Origin of the sequence: Paracoccus lichenicola (assembly GCF_009708075.1) — a bacterium.
Taxonomy (GTDB): domain Bacteria; phylum Pseudomonadota; class Alphaproteobacteria; order Rhodobacterales; family Rhodobacteraceae; genus Paracoccus; species Paracoccus lichenicola.
The window spans coordinates 543,541-566,112 of record NZ_WMBT01000001.1; the positions used below are offsets into that span (position 1 = coordinate 543,541).

26 protein-coding genes and 1 riboswitch are annotated in these 22,572 nt (G+C 66.3%); of the genes, 15 read left to right on the top strand and 11 right to left on the bottom strand.

From position 1 onward, the window contains the following. Positions 1-2: 2 nt before the first annotated feature. The gene (gene rbsD / locus GIY56_RS02695; protein ID WP_154763260.1) at positions 3-386 is read left to right on the top strand and encodes a D-ribose pyranase; all 384 of its coding nucleotides are present in this window, start codon (positions 3-5) and stop codon (positions 384-386) included. Between the two features lie 62 nt (positions 387-448). Beyond that, entirely contained in the window at positions 449-586 is a 138-nt protein-coding gene (locus GIY56_RS02700) for an entericidin EcnAB (protein ID WP_154763261.1), read from the top strand. A 45-nt stretch (positions 587-631) separates the two neighbouring features. Here GIY56_RS02700 and GIY56_RS02705 read toward each other — a convergent pair whose 3' ends face one another. Beyond that, positions 632-889, bottom strand: coding sequence for a hypothetical protein (locus tag GIY56_RS02705; RefSeq protein ID WP_196053523.1), 258 nt, complete (start codon positions 887-889; stop codon positions 632-634). Positions 890-960: 71 nt separating this feature from the next. Between GIY56_RS02705 and GIY56_RS02710 the strand changes: the two genes are divergently transcribed. Beyond that, positions 961-1,341, top strand: coding sequence for a hypothetical protein (locus GIY56_RS02710; protein ID WP_154763263.1), 381 nt, complete (start codon positions 961-963; stop codon positions 1,339-1,341). Between the two features lie 34 nt (positions 1,342-1,375). Beyond that, positions 1,376-1,894 (top strand): REP-associated tyrosine transposase, encoded by a 519-nt coding sequence (locus GIY56_RS02715; RefSeq protein WP_154763264.1) that lies wholly within the window; start codon positions 1,376-1,378, stop codon positions 1,892-1,894. A 201-nt stretch (positions 1,895-2,095) separates the two neighbouring features. Here the strand turns inward: GIY56_RS02715 and GIY56_RS02720 are convergent, their stop codons facing one another. Genes GIY56_RS02720 through GIY56_RS02740 form a run of 5 tightly spaced genes read right to left on the bottom strand, consistent with a single transcriptional unit; the run spans position 2,096 to position 7,097 of the window. Beyond that, positions 2,096-3,376, bottom strand: a complete 1,281-nt coding sequence (locus GIY56_RS02720) for a hypothetical protein (protein ID WP_154763265.1) — start codon at positions 3,374-3,376, stop codon at positions 2,096-2,098. 54 nt (positions 3,377-3,430) lie between these two features. After that, positions 3,431-3,631 carry a hypothetical protein gene (locus GIY56_RS02725; RefSeq protein WP_154763266.1) on the bottom strand — a complete coding sequence of 67 codons (201 nt, stop codon included), beginning with the start codon at positions 3,629-3,631 and terminating at the stop codon, positions 3,431-3,433. A gap of 3 nt (positions 3,632-3,634) precedes the next feature. Further along, positions 3,635-5,434 (bottom strand): translation elongation factor 4, encoded by a 1,800-nt coding sequence (lepA, locus tag GIY56_RS02730; RefSeq protein WP_154763267.1) that lies wholly within the window; start codon positions 5,432-5,434, stop codon positions 3,635-3,637. Between the two features lie 42 nt (positions 5,435-5,476). Beyond that, the gene (locus GIY56_RS02735) at positions 5,477-6,367 is read right to left on the bottom strand and encodes a DMT family transporter (RefSeq protein WP_154763268.1); all 891 of its coding nucleotides are present in this window, start codon (positions 6,365-6,367) and stop codon (positions 5,477-5,479) included. Then, positions 6,360-7,097, bottom strand: coding sequence for an HAD family hydrolase (locus tag GIY56_RS02740; protein WP_230312227.1), 738 nt, complete (start codon positions 7,095-7,097; stop codon positions 6,360-6,362). The genes GIY56_RS02735 and GIY56_RS02740 overlap by 8 nt, the downstream gene beginning before the upstream one ends. Positions 7,098-7,131: 34 nt before the next feature. Here GIY56_RS02740 and GIY56_RS02745 point away from each other — a divergent pair, with 34 nt between their 5' ends. The 7 genes from GIY56_RS02745 to GIY56_RS02775 all read left to right on the top strand — a co-directional run bounded on the left by GIY56_RS02745 (position 7,132) and on the right by GIY56_RS02775 (position 13,104). Then, positions 7,132-7,323 (top strand): heavy-metal-associated domain-containing protein, encoded by a 192-nt coding sequence (locus GIY56_RS02745; protein WP_154763269.1) that lies wholly within the window; start codon positions 7,132-7,134, stop codon positions 7,321-7,323. Positions 7,324-7,458: 135 nt separating this feature from the next. After that, positions 7,459-7,761, top strand: coding sequence for a hypothetical protein (locus GIY56_RS02750; RefSeq protein ID WP_154763270.1), 303 nt, complete (start codon positions 7,459-7,461; stop codon positions 7,759-7,761). Positions 7,762-7,766: 5 nt separating this feature from the next. Further along, complete coding sequence (locus GIY56_RS02755; protein WP_154763271.1) at positions 7,767-8,444, top strand: NAD-dependent deacylase; 678 nt, start codon at positions 7,767-7,769, stop codon at positions 8,442-8,444. Positions 8,445-8,473: 29 nt separating this feature from the next. Next, positions 8,474-8,663, top strand: a riboswitch (cobalamin riboswitch). 131 nt (positions 8,664-8,794) lie between these two features. Next, positions 8,795-10,606 carry a TonB-dependent receptor plug domain-containing protein gene (locus GIY56_RS02760; RefSeq protein WP_196053525.1) on the top strand — a complete coding sequence of 604 codons (1,812 nt, stop codon included), beginning with the start codon at positions 8,795-8,797 and terminating at the stop codon, positions 10,604-10,606. After that, positions 10,593-11,384 carry an ABC transporter substrate-binding protein gene (locus GIY56_RS02765; RefSeq protein ID WP_328288413.1) on the top strand — a complete coding sequence of 264 codons (792 nt, stop codon included), beginning with the start codon at positions 10,593-10,595 and terminating at the stop codon, positions 11,382-11,384. Before GIY56_RS02760 ends, GIY56_RS02765 begins: the two co-directional genes overlap by 14 nt. Beyond that, a complete protein-coding gene (locus GIY56_RS02770; RefSeq protein WP_154763274.1) occupies positions 11,381-12,367 on the top strand; it encodes a FecCD family ABC transporter permease in 987 nt (328 codons plus the stop codon). The genes GIY56_RS02765 and GIY56_RS02770 overlap by 4 nt, the downstream gene beginning before the upstream one ends. After that, a complete protein-coding gene (locus GIY56_RS02775) occupies positions 12,364-13,104 on the top strand; it encodes an ABC transporter ATP-binding protein (RefSeq protein ID WP_196053526.1) in 741 nt (246 codons plus the stop codon). The genes GIY56_RS02770 and GIY56_RS02775 overlap by 4 nt, the downstream gene beginning before the upstream one ends. On the opposite strand, the gene parA is transcribed toward GIY56_RS02775, so the two are convergent. Together parA and GIY56_RS02785 are read right to left on the bottom strand one after the other, a co-directional pair. Further along, complete coding sequence (gene parA / locus GIY56_RS02780; RefSeq protein WP_154763276.1) at positions 13,101-13,736, bottom strand: ParA family partition ATPase; 636 nt, start codon at positions 13,734-13,736, stop codon at positions 13,101-13,103. The genes GIY56_RS02775 and parA overlap by 4 nt on opposite strands. Before the next feature lie 57 nt (positions 13,737-13,793). After that, positions 13,794-14,135 (bottom strand): antibiotic biosynthesis monooxygenase family protein, encoded by a 342-nt coding sequence (locus GIY56_RS02785; protein ID WP_154763277.1) that lies wholly within the window; start codon positions 14,133-14,135, stop codon positions 13,794-13,796. A 120-nt stretch (positions 14,136-14,255) separates the two neighbouring features. On the opposite strand from GIY56_RS02785, the gene GIY56_RS02790 reads away from it, so the two are divergent. Beyond that, on the top strand, positions 14,256-15,296 hold the full coding sequence (locus tag GIY56_RS02790) for a dipeptidase (RefSeq protein ID WP_154763278.1): 1,041 nt from the start codon (positions 14,256-14,258) through the stop codon (positions 15,294-15,296). A 71-nt stretch (positions 15,297-15,367) separates the two neighbouring features. On the opposite strand, the gene GIY56_RS02795 is transcribed toward GIY56_RS02790, so the two are convergent. Both GIY56_RS02795 and hemA read right to left on the bottom strand, forming a co-directional pair. Beyond that, entirely contained in the window at positions 15,368-16,585 is a 1,218-nt protein-coding gene (locus tag GIY56_RS02795; protein ID WP_230312228.1) for a helix-turn-helix domain-containing protein, read from the bottom strand. Positions 16,586-16,753: 168 nt separating this feature from the next. Continuing rightward, positions 16,754-17,983: a 5-aminolevulinate synthase gene (hemA, locus tag GIY56_RS02800; protein ID WP_154763280.1), complete on the bottom strand. Its 1,230-nt coding sequence runs from the start codon at positions 17,981-17,983 to the stop codon at positions 16,754-16,756. A gap of 165 nt (positions 17,984-18,148) precedes the next feature. Between hemA and GIY56_RS02805 the strand changes: the two genes are divergently transcribed. Then, positions 18,149-19,534 (top strand): M20/M25/M40 family metallo-hydrolase, encoded by a 1,386-nt coding sequence (locus GIY56_RS02805; RefSeq protein WP_154763281.1) that lies wholly within the window; start codon positions 18,149-18,151, stop codon positions 19,532-19,534. An 81-nt stretch (positions 19,535-19,615) separates the two neighbouring features. On the opposite strand, the gene GIY56_RS02810 is transcribed toward GIY56_RS02805, so the two are convergent. Further along, positions 19,616-20,236: a transglycosylase SLT domain-containing protein gene (locus tag GIY56_RS02810; RefSeq protein ID WP_230312230.1), complete on the bottom strand. Its 621-nt coding sequence runs from the start codon at positions 20,234-20,236 to the stop codon at positions 19,616-19,618. A 301-nt stretch (positions 20,237-20,537) separates the two neighbouring features. On the opposite strand from GIY56_RS02810, the gene gatB reads away from it, so the two are divergent. Both gatB and GIY56_RS18325 read left to right on the top strand, forming a co-directional pair. Then, positions 20,538-22,052, top strand: a complete 1,515-nt coding sequence (gene gatB, locus GIY56_RS02815; protein ID WP_154763283.1) for an Asp-tRNA(Asn)/Glu-tRNA(Gln) amidotransferase subunit GatB — start codon at positions 20,538-20,540, stop codon at positions 22,050-22,052. Positions 22,053-22,134: 82 nt separating this feature from the next. Then, the gene (locus tag GIY56_RS18325; RefSeq protein WP_196053527.1) at positions 22,135-22,572 is read left to right on the top strand and encodes a DUF4177 domain-containing protein; all 438 of its coding nucleotides are present in this window, start codon (positions 22,135-22,137) and stop codon (positions 22,570-22,572) included.

Consider the following 22,572-nt stretch of genomic DNA (forward strand, 5'->3'; position numbering starts at 1 on the left):
CCATGAAACGCACCCCCCTGATCCATTCCGAACTGTCCGGCCTGATCGCCGCGATGGGCCATGGCGACCTGCTGGTGATCGGCGACGCGGGCCTGCCGGTCCCGCCCGGGGTGCGCTGCATCGACCTGGCCGTGACGCGCAACGTGCCCAGGTTCCTGGACGTGCTGGATGCCGTCCTGGCCGAGATGGTTGTGGAACGCTCCGCCTGGGCCAGCGAGGCGGGTGCGCCCCTGCAACAGGCCTTTCAGGCGCGCGATCTGGGCACGCCGGCCACCCTGGCGCATGAGGCCTTCAAGGCGCTGACCCGCGATGCCCGCGCGGTCGTGCGCACCGGGGAATTCACGCCCCATGCCAATGTCGCCCTATGGTCCGGGGTGGCGTTCTGAGGGTGGAACCTGCCGCAAGGGACGGCGTTCGGCTGGCAGATCATGGCAAAGGAGCTTGACGGATGCAGAAGACCCTTATCGGCCTTGGCGCCATTCTGGCAATGATGACGCTGGCGGGCTGCCAGACTGCCCAGGGCCTTGGCCGCGACGTTTCGACCGCGGGCCAGGTGATCCAGCAGGAAAGCGCGCAGGCGATGTGAAACGGATCAAAGGCGGCCTTTCGGGGCCGCCTTCGATCATCAGGCTTATCGGGTCGAGGGGTGCTGCTTGGCCGCCGCCCGGATCTTCCTGGCAACCGGCCAGGTCCAGCCGATCTCGCGCGAGCGGTTGGGCCGCAGATAAACCCAGTTCAGCAGCGCGGCGGGAATGCCCAGAACCAGGCCCAGGACCGCGCCCCAGATGAAGGTGGCGGCCGTGACATAGCCCATGGTCAGCCCCGCGATCACCACCGCCCCGCCGATCGAGGCGACCCAGATGTGGATCAGGAACAGTCGAAGATGCATGATCATGCTCCGATGAAAGGTTCCGGGGAAACGAGCGGGCGGCGACGGCGGTTCCAGAAAAGGAGGATGCGATGCGACTGATGTTCCTTGCCCCGCTGCTGATGCCGATGACAGCGGAAGCCTTTACCGCACGGAACGGCATGACGGCGGTGCAGACCGGCCCGGCCGAGATCACCGTCATCCACGAGGTCCGGCGCGGCGACACCGACTATTGGTGCGCGGCGGGCGATTTCGTGCAGCGGGTGATGGGCGCGCCGGGAAACACGCGGCTGTGGCGCGCCTCGCAAAAGCCGCGCGGGGCGGGGGACGGCATCGTCTTCACGCTGGACAAGGGGAAGGCCGCCGAGGGAGCGGGATTGTCGCAGTTCGGCAGCGGCCCGCGCGACGGCTCGATCCCCGTCAGCATGGCTGTAGGCAGCTTTTGCCGGGTGATCGTGCCCTATTTCGATTAACGGCTTTTTAGCCGAAGGGCGCGATGATGGGGCCATGTCGCGCTATCTCCGCCCCCGTTTGCCTGCCGTGCCGGTGTTCTTCACCGTGGCCCTGGCGCAGCGGGGCGGGCAGTTGCTGGTTGATCAGGTCGAGGTCTTGCGAGAGGCGGTGCGGGTCACGCAGGCGGAACGGCCGTTCGGGATCGAGGCATGGGTGGTGCTGCCGGATCATCTGCATTGCATCTGGCGGCTGCCCGAAGGTGATTGCGATTATTCGGTCCGCTGGGGTGCGATCAAGGCGCGGTTCACGCGGGGGGTGAGGGATGAGGTGGGGTGGAACCCCACCCTACGGTCGCCGTCGAAGGTAGCCAAGGGCGATGCCGGGTTGTGGCAGCGGCGGTTTTGGGACCACCACATCCGGGATGAGCGCGATCTGGCGGCGCATGTGCGATATTGCTGGTGGAACCCGGTGAAACACGGATATGTGCAGCGCCCCGAGCACTGGCCGCATTCGTCGGTTCACCGCGACATCGCCGTGGGCCGGCATGATCCGAGGGCGTGGGACATGCCGTAGGGTGGGGTTCCACCACCATGCCCCGGGCACGGGGCAATCGCAGCGGGTGCAGGACGCGGCGTAGGGTGGGGTTTCACCCCACCATGCGGCGGTAAGGGATGCGCATCGGCGGTGAGTATCGGGAGTGTAGGGTGTGATTTCATCGCGCCATTTGCAATGAGGACGTAAAAAATGGTGGGGTGAAACCCCACCCTACGCTTGCTAATCAAATAGACCAAGCGCCTTGACGTACTCTAAAGTTTTACTCATGACATAGATTTGGAGGTATCCAGGTGTAAGAGTGTTTTGCTTCCCTACGCCGCCTGGAAGAGCTTCGCCGGTACTACGCCAAGTAGGTTCCAGACAGATATAGTTAACATCGTCCAACGTAATAGAAATGTCAGGACGCAATGTAGTTCCGGTAATTGATCGATTATCAACAGTTACAGTTGGACGACTTGGAAGATCCTGCTCTAGCGCATCTCGTAAAGCAGCTCCGACAGCTCTATTGAGTCGAGAGTCTCGCTTTTCAGCCAAGGCTTGAATTCGACGATACTCAACATGAGTGGCACTCTTTATGTTCCCTCTACCTCCAAAGGACTGGGGGACCCCGGTAAGTTCAGCGATAACTTCTTTATAGAATCTTGTATTTCTAATGGTTGTTTGCGCACTTGACCGTGGGATTTTTCCTTTAGAATTTAGCAATGCCCGAAGATCATCGTCACCATATCCTCGTACAGCAGATACAGCAGCGTTAGGATACATCTCAAACAAGCGTACATCCAAGACTCGGAACAAATACGCCATCTTGTGTCTTATGGATCGCCAACTTACTGCATAATTAGCATCATTTGATTCATTATCGACCCACTCTTGCAGAGTATCGACATCAATACGACCTCTTTGACCTTGCGTAAGTGAGCGAACTGAGGCTTCAATAGCAGAGGGATCATCGGCGGGCACTATGATCCAAAGTTTTGGTCGAACCTGCTCTTTAAGAACGGACCATGCATCACCTCTGATTTTTTGGGCTTCCGTATTTAGCTTTTCATAGAAATCCGAGATGGTTTCTGATGAGGGAAGCAGTAAATCTGTCTTATGATGGCTTAGGCCAAAGCTATCTAAACCATCTCCTGTAAGACTACGTGCAGTTGAATCAGCAACCATACGGTATTTTTGCTTTTCTAGCCCTTCAAAATAATATTTTCCTTTAGTTTCAGGACTTGTTACTGAGTTTCGCCCGGCTGCCCAAGCGGCCTCTGCAATCTTTTCAGCAGCTGGCTGTCGAGTAATCGTCCAAAGGATCAAGCACCGACCCTCCGCAGTACGAAAGAAGTCGACGAGATCAGACATAAGATCTTCTGCATCCTTGACATCTTTCGACTTCGGATTATCCCTCCGACTAATTAGATATATAGGGACTTGAGTAAGTGCAGAGTTATAATCATCTTTTATAAAATCAATTAGAGACGATATCTCCTTATTGGGAGGGAATTCGACCACCCTGACACCGTTGAAGAATTTTGGTAATGTATTGACAAATGTTGTCTTGCCGCTTCACGATAATCCAAATATTACCTCAAAAGCACCAATGCCATTGCTGCGCACCCTATAAAGAAGTCCATCCACAAAGCTTGATGCACTATCTATTCTTTCAACAAACTCCGATGCTCGAAGATTTCTTTCTTCCGCTCTTTTAATCAAAACTTCCCATCGCGTAGGGAGTTCAAGTTTCGCCAAAGGATTCTCTAATTCCATTATTCACCCATCCATCTTCAACGCCTGAATGAATGCCGTCTGCGGGATCTCGACCTTCCCGAACTGGCGCATCTTCTTCTTCCCGGCCTTCTGCTTCTCCAGCAGCTTCTTCTTGCGCGTGGCGTCGCCGCCATAGCACTTGGCCGTCACGTCCTTGCGCATCGCGCTCAACGTCTCGCGGGCGATCACGCGCGCCCCGATGGCCGCCTGGATCGGGATCTTGAACATGTGCCGGGGGATCAGTTCCTTGAGTTTTTCGACCATCACCCGGCCGCGGGCTTCGGCGCGGTCGCGGTGGACCATGATGGACAGGGCGTCCACGGGTTCGTCGTTCACCAGGATCGACATCTTGACCAGGAAATCCTCGCGGTATTCGCTGATCTGGTAGTCGAAGGACGCATAGCCCTTGGTCACGGATTTCAGGCGGTCGTAGAAGTCGAAGACGACCTCGGCCAGGGGCAAGTCATAGACGACCATCGCGCGCTGCCCGGCATAGGTCAGGTCCAGCTGGATGCCGCGGCGGTCCTGGCACAGCTTCAGCACGTCGCCCAGGTATTCGTCGGGAACCATGATCGTGGCCTTGATGCGCGGCTCCTCGATATGGTCCACATGGGTCAGGTCGGGCATGTCGGCGGGGTTGTGCAGGTCGCGCACCTCTCCGTCGCGCATGTGCAGCTTGAAGACCACGCTTGGGGCGGTGGTGATCAGGTCCAGGTCGTATTCGCGTTCCAAGCGGTCGCGCACGACCTCGAGGTGCAGCAGCCCCAGGAAGCCACAGCGGAAGCCGAAGCCCAAGGCGGCCGAGGTTTCCATCTCGTAGCTGAAACTCGCGTCGTTCAGCGCCAGCTTCTCGATGGCGTCGCGCAGGGCCTCGAAGTCGGCGGCGTCCACGGGGAACAGCCCGCAGAAGACCACCGGCTGGGCGGGCTTGAAGCCCGGCAGCGCGACGGTGGCGCCGCGCTTTTCATGCGTGATGGTGTCGCCCACGCGGGTGTCGCGGACCTGCTTGATGGACGCGGTGAAGACGCCGATCTCGCCCGGTCCCAGTTCGGCGATGTCCACCATCTGCGGGGTCAGCACGGCCAGCTTGTCGATGCCGTAGATCGCGCCGGTCTGCATCATGCGCACCCGGTCGCCCTTGCGGATCACACCGTCCATCACGCGGATCATCACCACGACGCCCAGATAGGCGTCATACCACGAGTCCACCAGCATCGCCGTCAGGGGCGCGTCGCGGTCGCCCTTGGGGGCGGGCAGGCGGGTGACGATGGCCTCCAGCACCTCGGGGATGCCGAGGCCGGTCTTGGCGCTGATGGGGATCGCGTCCGAGGCGTCGATGCCGATCACCTCCTCGATGTTTTCCTTGACGCGGTCGGGTTCGGCGGCGGGCAGGTCGATCTTGTTCAGGACCGGCACGATCTCGTGGCCCGCGTCGATGGCCTGATAGACGTTGGCCAGCGTCTGCGCCTCGACCCCCTGGGAGGCGTCCACGACCAGCAGCGATCCCTCGACCGCGCGCATGGACCGGCTGACCTCATACGCGAAGTCCACGTGGCCCGGCGTGTCGATCAGGTTCAAGACATAGGTTTTGCCGTCGCGCGCGGGATAGATGATGCGGACGGTGTTGGCCTTGATGGTGATGCCGCGTTCCCGCTCGATGTCCATGCTGTCCAGCATCTGGGCCTTCATGTCGCGGTCGGCGACGGTGCCCGTGGACTGGATCAGCCGGTCGGCCAGGGTGGATTTGCCGTGGTCGATATGGGCCACGATCGAAAAATTGCGGATCAGGGAAAGCTCGGTCATGGCCGGGCTATACAAGGGCTTTGGCCCTGCGGGAAGGGGATTTTACTCCCCCCGGACAGCCGCCAGGCGCGCCCGCCGCAGCCGCGCCTCGCGCCACATGGAATAGATGCCCGCGCCCGCGATCAGCGCCGCCCCGGCCAGGGTCAGGGCGTCGGGGCGCTCGCGGAAGACGATCACCGCCAGCAGCATCGCGAACAGCAGGCGAGAGTACCGGAACGGCGCGATCACCGCGATCTCGGCGATGCGGGTGGCGACGACCATGGTGATGTATCCCAGCAGGCCGAAGCACAGCGTCGCTGCCATCAGCGCCCCCTGCCCCGCTGTCGGCGCAACCGCCGCCTGCCCGCCGAATCCCATCAGCACCAGGCCCGCGACACCCATCGACCCGAAGGCCCCGGCGGACAGCAGGCCCGACCCCACGTCGGGCGGCAGGCGACGCGTGATCAGGTCGCGCACCGCAAGCGACAGCACGGCGATCACGGCAAAGATCGAGCTGACCTCGAAGGACGCCGTGCCGGGCTTGACGATCAGCAGCACCCCCGCAAAGCCCACGGCAATCGACAGCCAGCGGCGCCAGCCGACCTGCTCGCCCAGGAACAGCGCCGCGCCCAGCGTCATCAGCAAGGGCTGCGCCTGCAGGATGGCGGAGGCGATGGACAGGTCGCCCGTGGCCAGCGCGGTTAGGAAGGTGATGGCGCAGATGCCTTCGCACAGGTTGCGCAGGGCCACGGGGGGGCGCAGCAGGGTGCGCAGGCGCAGCCCTTCGGGTCCAAGCGCGATCCACAGGCCGAAGACCACCATCCCGGCAAAGCCGATCACCGCCAGCAACTGCCCCGTGGGGATATGGCCCGACAGGCCCTTCAGCAGCGCGTCCTCGCAGGCGAAGGCGGCCATGGCCAGCACCATCAGCATGGCGGCGCGCAGGTTATGCATGGGCAACCTCCAGTCGCGCGATCAGGGCGGGCAGGTCGGCGATGGCCGCCAGCCGATGCACGCGGGGGTGGTGGGGCGCATCGGCATGTTCGATGGCCCAGGTCAGGGCGTGGGGAATGAAGACGCCGTGGCCGCCCAGGTCCACCACCGGCAGCACGTCGCTTTTCATCGAATTGCCGACCATCAGAAAATCCTGCGCCGCCACGCCCGCGCGCAGCAGCACGCGGGCATAGGTCTCGGGCGACTTGTCGGCCAGGATCTCGACGGCCTCGAAGCGGTCCGCCAGGCCCGATGCGGCGATCTTGCGTTCCTGGTCGATCAGATCGCCCTTGGTGATCAGGATCAGCCGCCGCCCGGCCAGCGCGTCCAAGGCCTGCGTCACGCCGGGCAGCAGGGTGACCGGATGGGCCAGCATCTCGGCCCCCAGGTCCAGGATGCGGCCGATGGCGCGGCCGTCGATGCGCCCGTCCGTCAGCTCGATCGCGGTCTGGACCATCGACAGCATGAAGCCCTTGATGCCGAAGCCATAGCGCGCCAGGTTCGCGCGCTCCACGTCCAGCAACCGGCCGGCGATGTCGGCGCTTTCGGCGTGATCGGCCAGCAGGGCCGCGAATTCGGCTTCGGTCACGCGGAAGAAGGTCTCGTTTTCCCACAGGGTGTCGTCGGCATCCAACCCGATGGCCGTTATCATCGCATCCCCCGCCTTGCCGTCGCCGTCCTGCAGGATCATGCTGGCACGGACTTGTAAACCCCCGGAGGATTCCATGACCTTCACCGTTCCCGACATGAGCTGCGGCCATTGCAAGGCCGCCGTCGAGGCTGCCATCGCCGAAGCCGGCGGTCGCGCCGCCGTCGATCTGGCCACGAAGACCGTCACGGTCGAGGGGCTGGACCCCGCCCGTGCAGCGGACGTGATTCGCGCGGCGGGATACGAGGTTGCCGTTGCAACGTCCTGACGGGGCAGGCGAACCCTGCGGCACAGCGCCAGATTGAGCGGGCGGGCCATTCCTGCTAGCATCATCGCCGGACGGGCATCGCAGACCGGGTTCAACCGGCCCCCGCCACCCCAAAGGCAACCGAGGAGACAGCTCATGTTCAACCGCATCGTCATCGCGGCCGCAGCCATCATCATGACCGCACCGCTGGCCGTCGCCGGTCCCATCGACAGCGCCTGCGTGCGGTCCGACCGCGCGCGGGGCAACGCGCCCTTGTGCGGCTGCATCCAGCAGGTCGCGAACCAGACCCTGTCGCGGTCCGACCAGCGCCGCGCCGCGTCCTTCTTCCGCGACCCGCACGAGGCGCAAGAGGTCCGCACGTCCAAAAGCAATGCCGACAACGCCTTCTGGGCGCGCTACAAGCGGTTCGCGTCCCAGGCCGAGGCCTATTGCCGGTAAGCCCCTTGCGCATCACCGTCCTGACCGGCGCGGGCATTTCCGCCGAAAGCGGGCTTGCGACCTTTCGCGCCAGCGACGGGCTGTGGGAAAGCCACCGGATCGAGGATGTGGCCACGCCCGAAGGCTTCACCGCCGATCCCGGCCTGGTCCACCGCTTCTACAACATGCGCCGGGCGAACGCCGCGGCGGCGCAGCCCAATGCCGCCCATCTGGCCCTGGCCGATCTGGCGCGGCGCCACGACCTGACGCTGGTCACGCAGAATGTCGATGACCTGCACGAACGCGCGGGCAGTCCGGACGTGATCCACATGCACGGCACCCTGACCGGCGCGCTCTGCGCCGCCTGCGGGCATCGCTGGCCCGCGCCGCCCGTGATGGCGCCCACCGACCCCTGCCCCGTCTGCACGCGTCCCGCCACCCGCCCCGACATCGTCTGGTTCGGAGAGATGCCCCATCACATGGAGCGGATATGGGAGGCGCTGGAAACCGCCGACCTGTTCGCGGCCATCGGCACCTCGGGCAATGTCTATCCGGCGGCCGGTTTCGCCCAACATGCCCGGCGGCGCGGCGTGGATTGCGTGGAACTGAACCTGGACGCCAGCGCCAATGCCCACGACTTTCACCGCCGCATCACCGGCCCCGCTAGCCGAACGGTGCCGGACTGGGTCGCCTCGCTGGGCTGATTGCCCTTGCCTGATGACGGGGTTGTGAGCTAAGGCAACCCTGCCTCGGTTCCGGGTTCATCCCCGGTTAAAAGGGAACGCGGTGGAAATCCGCGACTGCCCCCGCAACTGTCAGCGGAGAGCGAGGCCGGATGACGCCACTGTCCCCCGCGGGGATGGGAAGGCCCGGCCAAGCCTTGACCCGCAAGTCAGGAGACCTGCCGAACGCGATCACCCTGACGGCGTGCGAGGGGCGCGCCGGAAACGGAAACTTCCGTCGTGGTGGTGTCGCTGTCCGGCGGGTCAATTCCCGTCAGACGAACCGCATCGCGCCCGGGTCATCCACCCGGGTTCCTGGAAGGATGTCATTCGTGACCGCAAGACCGCTATTCCTGACCCTGACCGCCGCCCTGTCGCTGACCACCGCCCTGCCCGCCCTGGCGCAGGACCGCTTTGTCCTGGACGAGATCACCCTGACCGCCAACCGAGAGGCCACGGAACTCAGCCGGTCGGGCAGCTCCGTGTCCGTCCTGACGGCCGGGGACCTGGACAACCGTGCAGGCCAGCCCCTGACGCGCAGCCTGACCCGCTTGCCGGGCGTGACGCTGCGCCAGTCGGGACCGCTGGGCACCACCGGGTTCCTGCAGGTCCGGGGCGCGCCCGCCCAATACCTGCCCGTCGTGATCGACGGGATCGAGGTATCGGACCCGACCGGACCGAAGCCCGCCTATGATTTCGGCGGGCTGACCGGCACAAGCGTCGGCCGGGCCGAACTGCTGCGCGGCGCGCAATCTGCGCTCTATGGCTCGCGTGCCGTGGCAGGCGTCCTGACGCTGCAATCGCTGCGCCCGACCCAGGACGGGTTGCACCACCATTTCGGGATCGAGGCCGGCAGCTACGACACGCTGACCGCCACCTATGGTGCCACCCTGCGCCGGGACGGCACCGACGTGGCCTTCCAGGTCAGCCATCTCCGCAGCGACGGTTTTTCTGCCCTGGACGAGGATGACGGCAATTTCGAGGACGACGGATACGAGGCGACGCGCCTGTCCTTCTACAGCGCGCACCGGCTGGAAAACGGCGTCACGGTCGGCTTCAACGGCTTCTGGGAGGACAGCACCGGCGATTTCGACGACTTCAGCGACGTGGCGGGCACGCCGGGCAACGACTATTCGGAAAACGAATCCTATGGCCTGCGCGGCTTTGCAGAATTCACGACAGGCGCGGTGGATCACGACATCGCCCTGACCCGTTACCGCATCGATCGCACCAGCGTTTATGACGGCTTCGCCACGCCCTTCGACGGCACCCGGACCAAGCTGTCCTGGCAAGGCGCGACCGACATCGGGGCGGGCGTCCGCGCGGTCTTCGGCGCCGACACCGAAAAAGAGGAAGCCGAGGGCAGCGCCGATGCCCGCATCAGCGGCGTTTTCGTGGAAACCACCACCGCCCTTGGCGACAGGATCGACGTGACCACATCGCTGCGCCGCGACGATCATTCGCGGTTCGGCGGCTTCACCTCGGGGCGGGTGGCGGCGGTCTATCGCGCCGACGGCGACCTGCTGTTCCGTGCCGCCATCGGCAACGGCTTCCGCGCGCCGTCGCTGTACGAACTGTTCAGCATCTACGGCGATCCCACCCTGGAACGCGAGGAAAGCCGCACCCACGAGATCGGCGTCGAAAAGCGATGGGGCGACAGCCACCTGCGCGCGACGGCATTCTGGCTGAAGGCGGACAACATGATCGGCTGGGATGATCGCGGCACGGTGGACTGGATGGACGACGGCTATGCCCAGGTGCCCGGCACCGCCCGCCGCCGGGGGGTGGAAATCGACGGCCGCCATGCCTTCGGCGCGGGCCATGCGCTGACCGCCAGCTATACCTTCATCGACAACCAGACGGATGTGGACTGGGCACAAGTCCCCGAGCGCGTGCTGAACCTGGGGGCCGAGACGACCTTCGCCACCGGCACCACGGCAGGCATCGACCTGCAGCACGTCGCCGGGCGCGCGAACGATCTCGACGACTTCACCACCGTCGATCTGCTGGTCAGCCATCCCCTCCGCGACAACGCCACCGCCTATCTGCGGCTGGAGAACGTGTTCGACGAGGATTACCAGTGGGTCAGCGGCTATGGCACCTCGGGCCGGGCGGTTTATGCGGGGCTGCGTGCGTCGTTCTGATGCCATCCTGGCAGCGGCGGTCCTGATCGCCGCCGCCTTGCCAGCGGGGGCCGCGCCGCAGCGCGTGGTGTCGATGAACCTGTGCAGCGACCAGCTGGCGATGATGCTGGCGGCGCCCGAGCAACTGGTGTCGGTCAGCAGCCTGGCCCAGGATCCGCGCCTGTCGCCCATGGCGGACCAGGCCGCAGCCTACAAGGCCAACACCGGCCGGGCCGAGGAGATCTATCTGATGCGCCCCGACCTGGTGATCGCGGGCACCTATACCCCGCCCGCGACGGTGGCGATGCTGCGCCGCCTGGGCATCCGCGTCGAAACCCCGCCCCCCGCCGAGGATTTCGACGCCATCCGCGCCGACATCACCCGCATGGGCGACTGGCTGGGCCAACCCCAGGCCGCGCGCGACCTGCTGGCCCGCTTCGACGCCGATCTGGCCGCCGCCCGCCGCCCCGGCGGCCGGGGCCGCGCGGCGCTGTATGAGGCGAACGGCTTCACCTCGGGACCGGACACGCTGGCCGGGTCGATCCTGGAGGCTGCGGGATACGCCAACATCGCCGCCGACCACGGCATCAGCGCCACGACAACCCTGCCCCTGGAACTGCTGGTCATGTCGGACCCCGACCGCCTGATCACCGGGGCCAAATGGCCCGGCCAGTCGCAGGGCGAGGCGATCCTGGATCATCCCGCCCTGGCCGCCTTTCCGGGCCGCGCGCAGGTCACGGACCTGAACTGGACCTGCGGCACCCCCTTCGTCACCCGCGCCATCCGGTCGCTGGAATGAGGGGGCTGTTCCCCGCCCTGTTGCTGCTGGTCGCGGCGCTGTTCCTGGCATCCCTGCTGACCGGCCCGGCGGGACTGCCCGCGATGGATGCGCTGCGCGCCCTGGCCCTTGGGGGCGACGGCCCGCTGCCCATCGTGATGCGCGAAATCCGCCTGCCCCGCGCGATCCTGGGCGTGGCCGTGGGCGCGGGCCTTGGGCTGACGGGCGCGGCCTTGCAGGGATACCTGCGCAACCCGCTGGCCGAGCCGGGGCTGATCGGCATATCCGGCATGGCTGCCCTGGGTGCGGTGATCGCGATCCAGACCGGGCTGTCTCTGGTGGCCGCGCTGGCCCTGCCGCTTGCCGCCCTGGTCGGGGCGGCTGCCGGGGTGGCGATGCTGGTGGCGCTGGCCGGTCCGCGCGGCGGGTCCGTGACGCTGATCCTGGCGGGGGTGGCGATCTCGGCGCTCGCGGGCGCGGGCACCGCCCTGGTGCTGAACCTGTCGCCCAACCCCTATGCCGCCAGCGAGATCGTCTTCTGGCTGATGGGATCGCTGGCCGACAAGTCCATGCTGCATGTCTGGCTGGCCCTGCCGCCGATGCTGCTTGGCGCGGCGCTGATCCTGACCACCCGCCACGCGCTCGACGCCCTGACCCTGGGCGAGGCCGCGGCGCAGACCCTTGGCATGGCCGGGCCGTCGCTGCGCTGGCGTCTGATCGCGGGCACCGCGCTGATCGTCGGGCCTGCGACCGCCGTGGCCGGGGCCATCGGCTTCGTGGGACTGGTCGTCCCGCATGTCCTGCGCCCCTGGGTGGGCGCGCGGCCCTCGGCGCTGCTGCCCGCCTCGGCGCTCGGCGGGGCGGCGCTGCTGCTGGCATCCGACATCGCGGTGCGGCTGATCGTGCCGGACCGCGACCTGAAGCTGGGCGTGCTGACGGCCATCGTGGGCGCGCCCTTGTTCCTGCACCTGATCTGGAAAACCCGCAGCGGGGGGCGCGTTTGATGGTCCTGACCGTGACCCGTCTCTCCGTCACCCGCCGCCGCCGCCCCGTGCTGCACGGCGTCAGCCTGGCCCTGAACCCAGGCGAATTCGTCGGCCTGATCGGTCCCAACGGCGCGGGCAAGTCGTCCCTGATGGAGGCCGCGCTTGGCCTGATCCCCTTCACCGGCATCTCGACCCTGGCCGCCATGCCTGCCGACCGCCGCGCGCGCCACGCCGCCTATCTGCCGCAATCGCGCGAGATCGCCTGGCCCGTCAGCGTCGCCGATCTGGTAGCCTTGGGACGCATCCCCTGGCCCGGCGGCGGGCGCAGCGGCATCGACCGTATCGCCACCGACGCGGCTATCGCCCGCATGGGGCTGGAGCCGTTCCGCAAGCGCACCGCCCTGCGCCTGTCGGGGGGCGAACAGAACCGCGCCCTGATCGCCCGCGCGCTGGCGCAGGACACGCCCCTGCTGATCGCCGACGAACCCATCGCGGGCCTGGATCCGGCGCAGCAGTTGGCCTGCCTGCGCCTGTTCCGGGAACTGGCGGGCGAAGGCAGGACGGTCCTCGCCTCGATCCACGACCTGGGGCTTGCGGCGCGGTTCTGTTCGCGGCTGGTGCTGCTGTCGAACGGGCATGTGCTGGCGGATGGCCCGCCCGAGGCGGTCCTGCGCGACGACCTGCTGCGCCGCGCCTTCAACATCACCGTGCGGCGGGTGGACACGCCCGACGGCCCGGCGATCCTGCCGGTCTAGGCCATCGCGGCCAGGATCTCGTCCGTCAGCTTCACCATCTCGTCCCGCGCGGGGCCGCTGCGGGCGCGTTCCAGGGCGCCCACCCCCTGCCCCAGCGTTTCGGCGTAAACCATCCGGCTGGCCAGCTGCGTCCCGGCGACATCGGCGCCCAGGTCGGCGGCCTTTTGCGCCACCTCGGCGGACAGGCGGGTATGGGGCCGCACGCGGTTCATCACCACCAGCACGCGGGCCTTTTCGCGCCGCGCCAGATCCAGCACGCCTTCGGTCGCCCACAGATCCACATGGCTGATGGCCACCGGCACCAGCACCAGATCGGCCACCCGCAGCGCGGGGCGCAGGTCGCTGTCGATCTTGGGCGGCGTGTCGATGATCACGAAATCGAACCGCTTCTTCAGCTTTTCCGATTCGTAGCTGGCCCCCCAGGCGGACGAGGTGGAAAAATCCATCGCCTCGTCCTCGCCCCGCGCAGCCATCCGTTCGATGAACCAGCGGCCCAGGCTGCCCTGGGGATCGGTGTCGATCAGCGCGACGGAATGGCCGCGTTCGTGCAGGCTGACGGCCAGGTTGACGGCCAGGGTGGTCTTGCCTGACCCGCCCTTTTGCTGCGCGACCGTGATGATCCTGCCTGCCATCGCCCACTCCTGCCCGGTTGACGGAAGGTTAGCGGCCGGACGCTGCCATTGCACGGCCTATTTCGCGGTTGCAGCATCCCTGTCGAAAACGGCTTGGACCTCGTACATCACCGGCTCGAAGCTCTTGCACATGCCGTTGATGGCGCGGTTCCTGCGCCGCATCTCCGGCTCGCGCAGCATGGCCTGGTAATCGCGGCGGTCGCGCCATTGGGAATAGGTGGCGATCCGGGTCTGGGCGTCGTTGAGGTGGATCGCGCCCGACACGAAGCCCGGCTGGCGGCGGATCACCTGGTCCCAGGCGTCGGTCAGCAGATCCAGCACGTCGTGGGCGCTGCCGGGCGTCACCTCGAAGGTGGTGATGACGGTCTGGCCGTCGAAATCGCGGCGGATGTCGGGCATGGCTGGCGTCTCCCTTGCTTGCGGAAACCAGCCTAGCGCCGAATCGCGCGCCGCGCCAAGCGCCAGCCATTGCCGCCCGCGCGGGGATGTGCATGGTCGGGTCAAACCAAGGAGAAGCGGATGATCCCGGTATTCGACGGCCACAACGATTTCCTGCAACGCGTCGTGGCGTCCGGCCCCGATGTCTGGCTGAAGGGGGACGGCACCGGCCACCTGGACCTGCCGCGCGCCCGGGCGGGCGGGCTGGTCGGCGGCTTCTTCGCGATCTGGATCCCCGCGCCGCTGAACCCCAACGACGCCGCCGCCGTGGCGCTGATGGAACATCCGCCCTTCTCCATGCCCCTGCCGCCCCGGATCCCCTTTGCCGAGGCCCTGCCCCACGCCTTCGCCCAGGCGGCCGCGCTGAAGGCCCTGGAACGGACCGGCACGCTGGACATCGTGACCTCGGCCCGCGGCATCCGCGAAACCATCGCTGCGGGCCGCATCGCCGCGGTCATGCACATGGAGGGGGCCGAGGCGATCCCCGACATGGATGCGCTGCACCTGTGGCACGCGGCGGGGCTGCGGTCGCTGGGTCCGGTCTGGTCGCGGCCGACCATTTATGCCGAGGGCGTGCCCTTCGCCTTCCCCTCGTCCCCCGATACGGGGGCGGGCCTGACGGATGCGGGCAAGACCCTGGTCCGCGAATGCAACGGGTTGCGGATCATGCTGGATCTGTCCCATCTGAACGAGGCCGGGTTCAACGACGTGGCCCGCCTGTCCGACGCCCCCCTGGTCGCCAGCCACAGCTGCGTCCATGTCATCAGCGAAAGCAGCCGCAACCTGACCGACCGGCAGTTGCAGGTCATCGCCGACAGCGGTGGCCTGGTCGGCCTGAACTTCGCCTCCAGCTTCCTGCGCCCGGATGGCCGCCGCCTGCCCTTGGAGGGCTTCGACACCATGCTGCGCCACCTGGATCACCTGCTGGCGATCCTGGGCGAGGATGGCGTGGCGCTCGGCTCCGATTTCGACGGCGCCCTGATGCCGCGCGACCTGCCGGATGCCGCCGCCCTGCCCGCGCTGATCGGCGCCATGCAGGACCACGGCTATGGCGACACCCTGATCCGCAAGATCGCCAGCGAAAACTGGATCACCCTGCTGGAACGAACCTGGGGCGACTAGGCCCGTTCACCTTTGCCCAAATATCCCGGGGGTCCGGGGGCTGGCCCCCGGCTTTCGCGGGACGCAAACGGCTACTCGGTCGCCGTGGTCTGCGCGTCCGTCACCGGCGTCGCCTGCGCCACCGCGACCATCTGCGCCAGTTCGGGATCCGCGTTCAGATCCGCCAAGGCGTATTTGCCCGTCACGTCCTCGGGCGACAGCTTGATGTTCTTGACCACCTGCGGACCGGGTGCCGCGGGACCATAGGTCTGCCCGTTCACCGCGAAATAGACCGCGCCCGAATTGCCCGTGCGCAGCACCGGCGGTTCCTCCAGGCTGGGCAGCGTGAAGCGTTCGCCCGCGTCCATGATCTTTTCCAGCAGCACCGTCCCGTCGGCCGAGGTGACGCGCACCCAGGCCGGGCGCGCCGCCAAGAGTTCCAGCGCGGGCGCATCGGGCGCCACGGTGATCGCGGCGGTGGTCTGTTCGGGCATGGGCGGGCCAAAGGGCGCCTGCGCGGCCTCGGCCAGGGCTTGCTGGATGGCACTCGCCGCCCCGGGCGCAGCCTGCGCGACCGCCGTGTCACCGGCGACGGGAACCTGGGTCAGTCCGGGGTCGATGGCGGCGATCGGGCCGTCGCGCGCGGTCATGACCGGCGCCTCGAGGATCTGCGGGCGATACAGCCGGTCAAGCCCTTCGGGCTGCGGCAGGCTTTCGGCCAGTTCCGTGGTGCCGGACATGTCCAGCGGGGGCTCGGCCATGCCCGCGCCCTCGGCCGGATCCAGGGCCGTCACGACGCCCGGCGCATTCTCGCCCGGCGTCAGGGTGACGCGCTGCACCTCTTGCAGGACCGACCAGCCGCCATAGGCCAGCCCGCAGACCAGCGCGATCAGCACTAGCACCGCACCGATGGCGCGCGGCTCGATGTCGGACCAGAAGCTTTCCTGCTGCGGGATGAACAGCGCCTTGGGATTGGCCAAAGCCTCGACCGGGTCGGACGGGCGCCGCGCGGGCTTGGGTCCGGCTGCCGTGGGGGCCATGCCATGCGTCGGCTGGAACCCCGACTCCAGGCAAAAGCGGCGGAAGGTCCAGTCGGGATCCATCCCCAGATAGCGCGCATAGGACCGCACATAGCCCGACACGAAGCTGGGCGCGTCAAAGGCGGTGATGTCGCAATTCTCGATCGCGGCGACATAGGACGCGCGGATGCGAAGCTCTCGCTGCACGTCCAGCAGCGACTTGCCCAGGGTTGCCCTTTCGCCCCGCATGATGTCGCCAAGGCGCGTGTCGTCGCCGAGGAAATGGTCCATTCCCTCCACCCGCGAATCCTCTTCTGCCGGGTTCTCAGCCCGCAGCCTGCTCATTTTCTTGTCTGCCTCATAGCCCGGTGCAGGAACCCCGCCCGAATCGAACGGTTCCGTGCTTTTCTTTAGCCCGAGCTTATCACGCAGGCGAGAGCAGTTCACCAAGCGATTTGATTATGCGCTCATTTCCTGACGGTTGAGCGCACAATGTGACCACAACCTGTCCATCGCCTTGACCAGATGGTCGATCTGGCGGGGCGCATGAACCGGCGACGGGGTGAAGCGCAGCCGTTCCGTGCCGCGCGGCACGGTGGGAAAGTTGATCGGCTGGACATAGATGCCATAGTCACGCAGCAGCATGTCCGACAGCATCTTGCAATGGACCGGATGGCCGACATGCACGGGCACGATATGGCTGCCATGGTCGATGATCGGCATCCCCAGCGATTTCAGCCGCATCTTCAGGATCCGGGCGTGCAACTGCTGGGCATCGCGCAGGTGCTGGCCTTCGGGGCCTTTCAAAAGGGCGATCGAGGCCGCGGCCCCTGCCGCGACGGCAGGCGGCAGCGACGTGGTGAAGATGAAGCCCGGCGCATAGGACCGGATCGCGTCCATCATCTTGGCCGTGCCCGCGATATAGCCGCCGAAGACGCCGAAGGCCTTGCCCAGGGTGCCGTTGAAGATGTCGATGCGGCCCGACAGCCCGTCGCGTTCGGCCACGCCGCCGCCGCGCGGGCCGTACATGCCGACCGCGTGAACCTCGTCCAGATAGGTCAGGGCGTTGAATTCGTCGGCCAGGTCGCAGATCGCCTTGATCGGCCCGAAATCGCCGTCCATCGAATAGATCGACTCGAACGCGATCAGCTTGGGCAGGCTGGGATCGTCAGCGGCCAGCAGTTGCCGCAGATGGGCCAGGTCGTTGTGGCGGAAGATGCGCTTGGCGCCGTCGAACCGCTTGATCCCCTCGATCATGGACGCGTGGTTCAGCTCGTCCGAATAGATGATGAGGCCCGGGAACAGCTTGCGCAGCGTGGACAGCGTGGCGTCGTTGGCGATGTAGGCGCTGGAAAAGACAAGCGCGGCTTCCTTGCCGTGCAGGTCGGCCAGTTCGGCCTCCAGCCGCTTGTGATAGACCGTCGTGCCGGAAATGTTGCGCGTCCCGCCGGACCCCGCGCCCACCGCGTCCAGGGCCTCGTGCATCGCCGCCAGCACCACCGGGTGCTGGCCCATCCCCAGGTAATCGTTGCCGCACCAGACGGTGATGTCCTGCTTTTCGCCATCGGGGCGCGTCCAGACGGCTTGGGGGAACTGGCCCTTCACCCGCTCGATATCGATGAAGGTCCGATAGCGGCCTTCCTCATGCAGCCGACCGATAGCCTGGTCCAAGGCGGCATCGTAATTCATTGCGGGCGTTCCCTTGCATAGCTGGCTGGGGGCAATCATTGTCAGATCGCGCGCGGTCCTGCGTTGATACATGTCAAATGCCGCAAATGACAGGTCAAAAATGTCGCAGATCGACCAAGGGACCATTCGCAAGGCGTGGAAAACGACTCGGAAAGCAGGGTGAGGATGGCGCAAGACGCAAGATTAGATGAGGTTCTGGCCCGGCTGGATCAAGGGCTGGACACCGCTTTGGACAGGTTGATCGCCTTTCTGCGCATCCCCTCGATTTCGACCGATCCGGCCCATGCGGGCGATGTGCGCGCCGCCGCCGAATGGCTGCGGGACGAACTGGCCGGGATCGGCTTTGACGCGGCGGTCCGCGACACGCCGGGGCACCCGATGGTGGTCGCGCGGTCGCAGCCCGGGGGCGCGCGGCCCCTGCTGTTCTATGGCCACTATGACGTGCAGCCGGTCGATCCCTTGTCCTTGTGGGACCGCTCGCCCTTCGATCCGCGGATCGAGGACACGCCGGCAGGCCGCATCATCCGCGCGCGCGGCGCCTCCGACGACAAGGGCCAGTTGATGACCTTCGTCGAGGCCTTCCGGGCTTGGCGCGATGTCCACGGCGAAGTCCCCCCCGACCTGATCCTGCTGTTCGAGGGCGAGGAGGAGTCAGGCTCCCCTTCCCTGCGCCCCTTCCTGCGCGACAATGCCGACGCGTTGCGCGCATCCCTGGCGATGATCTGCGACACCGAGTTGTTCGGCGGCACGCGGCCCGCCATCGTCACGCAACTGCGCGGCCTGGTGGGCGAGGAGGTCGTGATCCGCGGTGCCGACCGCGACCTGCATTCCGGCCTGTTCGGCGGGTTGGCGGCCAATCCGATCATGATTCTGGCGCAGGCGCTTGCCGCGCTGAGGGACGCGGATGGCCGCGTCACGCTGCCCGGCTTCTATGACGGCGTGCAGGATCTGTCGCCCGGCCTGCGCCGCGATTGGGAATCGCTGGGGTTTGACGCGGGCACGATGCTGGGCCGCGTGGGCCTGTCCCATCCGGTCGGCGAACAGGGCCGGATGCCGGTGGAAATGGCCTGGAACCGCCCCACGGCGGAAATCAACGGCATCACCGGCGGCTATACCGGCGACGGCTTCAAGACCGTCCTTCCCGCCGAGGCGCGCGCCAAGGTCAGCTTCCGCCTGACCGGCACCCAGGATCCCGCCCAAATTCGCGCGGCCTTCCGCGACCATGTGCGAGGCTTCCTGCCGCCCGACTGCACAGCGGAATTCCACGAACACGGCGGCAGCCCGGCCAGCGTGATGGACACCTCGGACCCGGCCTTTGCGGCAGCGCGCCAGGCCTTGGGCGACGAATGGGGGCAGGACGCGGCCTTCATCGGCAGCGGCGGGTCCATCCCGATCGCGGGCGACTTCAAGACGATCCTGGGCATGGATTCGATGCTGATCGGATTCGCCCGCGACGACGACCGCATCCATTCCCCGAACGAGAAATACGACGTGCAAAGCTTCGCCAAGGGCGCACGATCCTGGGCGCGGGTCATCGCGGCGCTGCGATAAGGAAAGGCGGGGAACCCCGCCCTTCTTCTTCATACAAATATCCTGGGGTGAGGCTCGGAACGAGCCGAGGGGCGAAGCCCCTTACGCCTGCGGCTTGCAATAGCTCTGGCTGCTGGTCCAAGCGGCGATGTCGGCGCGCTTGGACGCGTTGCGCAGCGGCGCCCAATCCCGCGCGATGCCGCGCCAGCCGCTGCCGTCCTGGGCCACCGCGTTGTCGCGCGCCACCTGCCGCGACATGATCTTGACCGCGCAGGACATGTTGTCGCCGCCGTTCTTGATGTTGCCGTTGCAGCCATAGGTGCGCCAAGTCGCGGGCGCGATCTGCATCAGGCCCAGCCACTTGCCGCCGCCGCCGCTGGCCTGCGGGTTGTAGGTGCTTTCGTGCTTGGCCACCGCCGACAGCAGGCCGGCCCAGAAGGCCTTGCGCCCCGTCGGGTTCAGCTGCGCATAGTTCGGGCAGAAGGTGTCGATGTCGCCCGGCACACGCGACAGGATCGTGACCCCTTCGCGGTCCAGCGCCGACAGCGTGGCCTTGGTCCACTGGTCCGACCCTGCGGCCTGTCCCCACCGCATGGGCGGCTGGCTTGCCAGTTCCATCTGCCGTGCCTCGGCCGCGGCCTTGCTTTCCGACTGGGGGGTCATGGTGGACTGGCACGCAGCCAGGAAAGCCAGGGCGGCAAGGGGCACAAGCGCAAAGCGCATCCGGTCCTCGTGGGATTGTTTCGTCAAACAAACCCATAGCCCCATTGGAAAATCTGGCAAGACGGCGGCCAAACCGTCGGCGGCATCACGCCAACCGCCGGAATTCCGATGGTCGGAAATCCGCCGACAGGGCCGTTGCACGCCCCTGCGTTAACACTTTGCATCGGCTTTTCTGCCAGCCGGTTGATTCGCTCGCCACGATCTCGGGACGATTTGCCTCCGCCGCCCCCGTGACATCACCCGCGCGCTGACCTAAAAGACCTGCACCCTTTATACTCGTTCGACCCATCCGAGGTTCCCGATGCTTGACCACCTTTCCTTCACGGCCCCGCAGCCCAGGACCATCGCCGGGGCGAAGGGAGATTGGGAACTGGTGATCGGGCTTGAGGTTCACGCCCAGGTCGCCTCCAAGGCCAAGCTGTTCTCGGGCGCCTCGACCGCCTTCGGGGCCGAACCCAACAGCAACGTGGCCTTCGTCGATGCGGCGATGCCGGGGATGCTGCCGGTCATCAACGAATTCTGCGTGGCCCAGGCCGTGCGCACGGGCCTTGGTCTGAACGCCGCGATCAACCTGCGCTCGGCCTTCGACCGCAAGAACTATTTCTACCCGGATCTGCCGCAAGGCTATCAGATCAGCCAGCTTTACCACCCCATCGTGGGCGAGGGCGCCGTGATCGTGGACATGGCCCCCGGCGTGGCCCGCCGCGTGCGCATCGAACGCATCCACCTGGAACAGGACGCGGGCAAGTCCATCCACGACATGGATCCGACCATGTCCTTCGTGGACCTGAACCGCACGGGCGTGGCCCTGATGGAGATCGTCAGCCGCCCCGACATCCGCGGGCCGGAGGAAGCGGCGGCCTATGTCGCGAAACTCCGCCAGATCATGCGCTATCTGGGCACCTGCGACGGCAACATGCAGAACGGCAACCTGCGCGCCGACGTGAACGTGTCGGTCTGCCCCCCCGGCGCCTATGAACGCTACCAGGAAACCCAGGACTTCAGCCACCTGGGCACGCGCTGCGAGATCAAGAACATGAACTCGCTGCGGTTCATCCAGGCCGCCATCGAATACGAGGCCCGCCGCCAGATCGCCATCATCGAGGATGGCGGCAGCGTGGTGCAGGAAACCCGCCTTTACGACCCCGACAAGGGCGAAACCCGGTCGATGCGATCCAAGGAGGAGGCGCATGACTATCGCTATTTCCCCGACCCCGACCTGCTGCCCCTGGACATCGAGCAGGCCTGGGTGGATGACATTGCCGCCGCGATGCCCGAACTGCCGGATGAAAAGAAGGCCCGCTTCGTGCGCGACATGGGGCTTTCGGAATACGACGCGGGCGTCCTGACGGCCGAGGTCGAGAACGCCGATTACTTCGAGGCCGTGGCGAAGGGCCGCGACGGCAAGCAGGCCGCGAACTGGGTCATCAACGAACTGTTCGGGCGGTTGAACAAGGAAGGGCTTTCGGTCGAGACCTCGCCCGTGTCGGCCGCGCAGCTTGGCGGCGTGATCGACCTGATCGCCAGCGGCGACATTTCCGGCAAGATCGCCAAGGACCTGTTCGAGATCCTGTGGACCGAAGGCGGCGACCCCGCGCAGATCGTCGAATCGCGCGGGATGCGCCAGGTGACGGATCTTGGCGCCATCGAAAAGGCCGTGGACGAGATCATCGCCGCCAACCCCGCCCAGGTCGAAAAGGCCCGCGCGAACCCGAAACTGGCCGGCTGGTTCGTGGGCCAGGTGCTGAAGGCCACCGGCGGCAAGGCCAACCCGGCGGCGGTCAACGATCTGGTCGCCCGGAAACTCGGGATGTGACCGGGGCGGTTCCGGCGTCTGGAACCTCGCCCCCCACATCAGGTTATCGCGGGACGCAGCCGCGCATCAAAGGAGCATCGCCTTGGGCCAGTTCGAATACAGCGTCATTCCCGCCCCGTCCCGCGGCGAAAAGGCCAAGGATGCGAAAACGCCCACGGACCGCTATTCGGCGGCGCTGACGGCTGAACTGAACCGGATGGCGCGCGACGGCTGGGAATATGTCCGCGCCGATGTCCTGCCGTCCGAGGAACGCAGCGGCCTGACCGGGCGCAGCACGGTTTACCACAACCTGCTGGTCTTCCGCCGCACGGTCGCGGCCACGGCCCTGTCGCAGACCCGCCCGCCGCAGCCGGAATATCCCGCCGCAGCCTCGCCCGCGCGGGCGCCGGAACCCGTGCCGGTGCTGCCTCAGGCGGCCGCGCCGAAGCCCAGCGATCATGCTGCCGCAGGCGGCACGGTCGCCGTGACCATGGATGAAGCCACGCCCCCTGCCCCGCGCAGCGCCCCGTCGCAGGGATAA

Excerpts from the sequence above, each read along its gene's own strand:
- GIY56_RS02790 (WP_154763278.1), top strand. The coding sequence starts at position 14,256 with ATGATCCCGGTATTCGACGGCCACAACGATTTCCTGCAACGCGTCGTG.
- GIY56_RS02795 (WP_230312228.1), bottom strand. The coding sequence starts at position 16,585 with ATGGACCATTTCCTCGGCGACGACACGCGCCTTGGCGACATCATGCGG.
- GIY56_RS02725 (WP_154763266.1), bottom strand. The coding sequence starts at position 3,631 with ATGGAATTAGAGAATCCTTTGGCGAAACTTGAACTCCCTACGCGATGG.
- GIY56_RS02735 (WP_154763268.1), bottom strand. The coding sequence starts at position 6,367 with ATGCATAACCTGCGCGCCGCCATGCTGATGGTGCTGGCCATGGCCGCC.
- GIY56_RS02715 (WP_154763264.1), top strand. The coding sequence starts at position 1,376 with ATGTCGCGCTATCTCCGCCCCCGTTTGCCTGCCGTGCCGGTGTTCTTC.
- rbsD (WP_154763260.1), top strand. The coding sequence starts at position 3 with ATGAAACGCACCCCCCTGATCCATTCCGAACTGTCCGGCCTGATCGCC.
- gatB (WP_154763283.1), top strand. The coding sequence starts at position 20,538 with ATGCTTGACCACCTTTCCTTCACGGCCCCGCAGCCCAGGACCATCGCC.
- GIY56_RS02700 (WP_154763261.1), top strand. The coding sequence starts at position 449 with ATGCAGAAGACCCTTATCGGCCTTGGCGCCATTCTGGCAATGATGACG.
- GIY56_RS02805 (WP_154763281.1), top strand. The coding sequence starts at position 18,149 with ATGGCGCAAGACGCAAGATTAGATGAGGTTCTGGCCCGGCTGGATCAA.
- GIY56_RS02705 (WP_196053523.1), bottom strand. The coding sequence starts at position 889 with ATGCATCTTCGACTGTTCCTGATCCACATCTGGGTCGCCTCGATCGGC.
- hemA (WP_154763280.1), bottom strand. The coding sequence starts at position 17,983 with ATGAATTACGATGCCGCCTTGGACCAGGCTATCGGTCGGCTGCATGAG.
- parA (WP_154763276.1), bottom strand. The coding sequence starts at position 13,736 with ATGGCAGGCAGGATCATCACGGTCGCGCAGCAAAAGGGCGGGTCAGGC.
- GIY56_RS02740 (WP_230312227.1), bottom strand. The coding sequence starts at position 7,097 with ATGATCCTGCAGGACGGCGACGGCAAGGCGGGGGATGCGATGATAACG.
- lepA (WP_154763267.1), bottom strand. The coding sequence starts at position 5,434 with ATGACCGAGCTTTCCCTGATCCGCAATTTTTCGATCGTGGCCCATATC.
- GIY56_RS02770 (WP_154763274.1), top strand. The coding sequence starts at position 11,381 with ATGAGGGGGCTGTTCCCCGCCCTGTTGCTGCTGGTCGCGGCGCTGTTC.
- GIY56_RS02745 (WP_154763269.1), top strand. The coding sequence starts at position 7,132 with ATGACCTTCACCGTTCCCGACATGAGCTGCGGCCATTGCAAGGCCGCC.
- GIY56_RS02750 (WP_154763270.1), top strand. The coding sequence starts at position 7,459 with ATGTTCAACCGCATCGTCATCGCGGCCGCAGCCATCATCATGACCGCA.
- GIY56_RS02810 (WP_230312230.1), bottom strand. The coding sequence starts at position 20,236 with ATGCGCTTTGCGCTTGTGCCCCTTGCCGCCCTGGCTTTCCTGGCTGCG.
- GIY56_RS02785 (WP_154763277.1), bottom strand. The coding sequence starts at position 14,135 with ATGCCCGACATCCGCCGCGATTTCGACGGCCAGACCGTCATCACCACC.
- GIY56_RS02710 (WP_154763263.1), top strand. The coding sequence starts at position 961 with ATGCGACTGATGTTCCTTGCCCCGCTGCTGATGCCGATGACAGCGGAA.